This is a genomic window from Bradyrhizobium sp. Mp27 (assembly GCF_029953005.1).
GTDB classification, from domain to species: domain Bacteria; phylum Pseudomonadota; class Alphaproteobacteria; order Rhizobiales; family Xanthobacteraceae; genus Bradyrhizobium; species Bradyrhizobium barranii.
In genome coordinates, this window is record NZ_JASAUS010000277.1 from 2,501 (window position 1) to 5,704 (window position 3,204).

Genomic DNA, 3,204 nt, shown 5'->3' on the forward strand with positions numbered 1-3,204 from the left:
GGTGTCCGGTTTCAGGTCTATTTCACTCCCCTCGTCGGGGTGCTTTTCACCTTTCCCTCACGGTACTGGTTCACTATCGGTCGCTGAGGAGTACTTAGGCTTGGAGGGTGGTCCCCCCGCGTTCAGACAGGATTTCACGTGTCCCGCCTTACTCGTGGATACATCATCGCATTACTCGTACGGGGCTATCACCCTCTAAGGCCCGGCTTTCCTGACCGGTTCCGATTGTCTTTGATGTATCACTGGCCTGGTCCGCGTTCGCTCGCCACTACTAACGGAGTCTCTGTTGATGTCCTTTCCTCCAGGTACTTAGATGTTTCAGTTCCCTGGGTTTGCTTGAAACCTCCTATGTATTCAGAAGTCTCATACCTTCTCTTGATAACCGGAAATCCAAAACCTCTTCGATCGAAATCTAAAGGTCTGGCTTCTCACATTATCTGATCGAACCCCACACCGATGTCTTTCGACAAAGGTCTTGGAGTTCCGGCTATCGAAGGTGGGTTTCCCCATTCGGAAATCCATGGATCAAAGCTTCTTCGCAGCTCCCCACGGCTTATCGCAGCGTAGCACGTCCTTCATCGCCTCTCAGCGCCAAGGCATCCACCGAACACCCTTAAGGCACTTGATTGCTCTCATTATCAATGTCCACACACTCGGCAGAATGTTGTCTGCAGAATTACCTTGCGGCACGCGCCCTCGATGAACGCTATCTGCAGCCGGACAATGATTAGAAAGACCAGCTTGCTTCGTAAGATCGTTCCGATAGCGAGGCGGTCAAGCTTCGCTAAAAGGATCATTTACAACTCGCATTCCTTTCAGACGCAGCCTTGTGAGCTACATTGAAAGGCGCACGAGCGCCGAAATGATCCGGAGATAATGAAGTATCGCGCAACAATTGCTTGTTGCCCGATCCAACTCGGATCGATCTCCTCTTTACGATGTAAGAAATCACGCAGCTTACTGTCCATCCGGACTAGTAAGTGCGAAGTGATGTTTCGCGGACGATTCAGGTGCACGATCAGTCGATGATCAAACCATCTGGTGGAGCCAGACGGGATCGAACCGACGACCTCATGCTTGCAAAGCACGCGCTCTCCCAGCTGAGCTATGGCCCCGTAACCAGAAGACGAATGCTCACTCGATGAGTGTGGTGGGCCTGGGAAGACTTGAACTTCCGACCTCACGCTTATCAAGCGCGCGCTCTAACCAACTGAGCTACAAGCCCCTAACGCATATCCCGTCAAGGACCAGGGACCCTGCTCACGCAGGCCCAGCGCGTGTTCGTCCGCGAAGAAAGAGAAACGAAGACGGCGAAATCCCGCCAATGCAGCTCAACAATCCTGACGATCGTTGGCCACTGATGTTTCTAAAACGGTTCGATAGAAGCAAGCTTCTGAAGAACCATCCTTAGAAAGGAGGTGATCCAGCCGCAGGTTCCCCTACGGCTACCTTGTTACGACTTCACCCCAGTCGCTGACCCTACCGTGGCCGGCTGCCTCCATTGCTGGTTAGCGCACCGTCTTCAGGTAAAACCAACTCCCATGGTGTGACGGGCGGTGTGTACAAGGCCCGGGAACGTATTCACCGTGGCGTGCTGATCCACGATTACTAGCGATTCCAACTTCATGGGCTCGAGTTGCAGAGCCCAATCCGAACTGAGACGGCTTTTTGAGATTTGCGAAGGGTCGCCCCTTAGCATCCCATTGTCACCGCCATTGTAGCACGTGTGTAGCCCAGCCCGTAAGGGCCATGAGGACTTGACGTCATCCCCACCTTCCTCGCGGCTTATCACCGGCAGTCTCCTTAGAGTGCTCAACTAAATGGTAGCAACTAAGGACGGGGGTTGCGCTCGTTGCGGGACTTAACCCAACATCTCACGACACGAGCTGACGACAGCCATGCAGCACCTGTGTTCCAGGCTCCGAAGAGAAGGTCACATCTCTGCGACCGGTCCTGGACATGTCAAGGGCTGGTAAGGTTCTGCGCGTTGCGTCGAATTAAACCACATGCTCCACCGCTTGTGCGGGCCCCCGTCAATTCCTTTGAGTTTTAATCTTGCGACCGTACTCCCCAGGCGGAATGCTTAAAGCGTTAGCTGCGCCACTAGTGAGTAAACCCACTAACGGCTGGCATTCATCGTTTACGGCGTGGACTACCAGGGTATCTAATCCTGTTTGCTCCCCACGCTTTCGTGCCTCAGCGTCAGTATCGGGCCAGTGAGCCGCCTTCGCCACTGGTGTTCTTGCGAATATCTACGAATTTCACCTCTACACTCGCAGTTCCACTCACCTCTCCCGAACTCAAGATCTTCAGTATCAAAGGCAGTTCTGGAGTTGAGCTCCAGGATTTCACCCCTGACTTAAAGACCCGCCTACGCACCCTTTACGCCCAGTGATTCCGAGCAACGCTAGCCCCCTTCGTATTACCGCGGCTGCTGGCACGAAGTTAGCCGGGGCTTATTCTTGCGGTACCGTCATTATCTTCCCGCACAAAAGAGCTTTACAACCCTAGGGCCTTCATCACTCACGCGGCATGGCTGGATCAGGGTTGCCCCCATTGTCCAATATTCCCCACTGCTGCCTCCCGTAGGAGTTTGGGCCGTGTCTCAGTCCCAATGTGGCTGATCATCCTCTCAGACCAGCTACTGATCGTCGCCTTGGTGAGCCATTACCTCACCAACTAGCTAATCAGACGCGGGCCGATCTTTCGGCGATAAATCTTTCCCCGTAAGGGCTTATCCGGTATTAGCACAAGTTTCCCTGTGTTGTTCCGAACCAAAAGGTACGTTCCCACGCGTTACTCACCCGTCTGCCGCTGACGTATTGCTACGCCCGCTCGACTTGCATGTGTTAAGCCTGCCGCCAGCGTTCGCTCTGAGCCAGGATCAAACTCTCAAGTTGGACTTGAACTTTGAACCGGCTGATCACAACGTTTGACGAGGTCCCACCATTATTTCGACAACCGAAGTCGCCGAGCTGCCCGCGATTCACATCGCTGGCAGCGATGGTGTTTCCTTTAAAACGTGTACCGCCGAAGTCTTTCGTCCCCTCTCAGAACTCAAAAGCCGAAGCTCTTCAGTGTCCGAGAGGCGCAAGGACTCCGCCGTCCACGTTTCTCTTTCTTCATCTTCACTTGTCAAACAGCCCGGGACCAGGAGGCCCCAACCTTCCAGAGTGGAAGGGTTCCGACACCCTTACCGACGAT

At 53.9% G+C, this 3,204-nt stretch carries 2 tRNA genes and 2 rRNA genes (1 of these 4 running past the window's edge); all 4 read right to left on the minus strand.

From position 1 onward, the window contains the following. Nucleotides 1–628: ribosomal RNA gene (locus QJT78_RS47730) — 23S ribosomal RNA — on the minus strand; it reaches 2,245 nt to the left of the window's first position. A 411-nt stretch (nucleotides 629–1,039) separates the two neighbouring features. Continuing rightward, nucleotides 1,040–1,115 (minus strand) — tRNA-Ala (locus QJT78_RS47735). 33 nt (nucleotides 1,116–1,148) lie between these two features. Further along, nucleotides 1,149–1,225 (minus strand) — tRNA-Ile (locus QJT78_RS47740). A gap of 186 nt (nucleotides 1,226–1,411) precedes the next feature. Beyond that, a 16S ribosomal RNA gene (locus QJT78_RS47745) occupies nucleotides 1,412–2,900 on the minus strand. The 16S and 23S rRNA genes sit together here with 2 tRNA genes alongside, the layout of an rRNA operon. Between the last annotated feature and the right edge of the window lie 304 nt (nucleotides 2,901–3,204).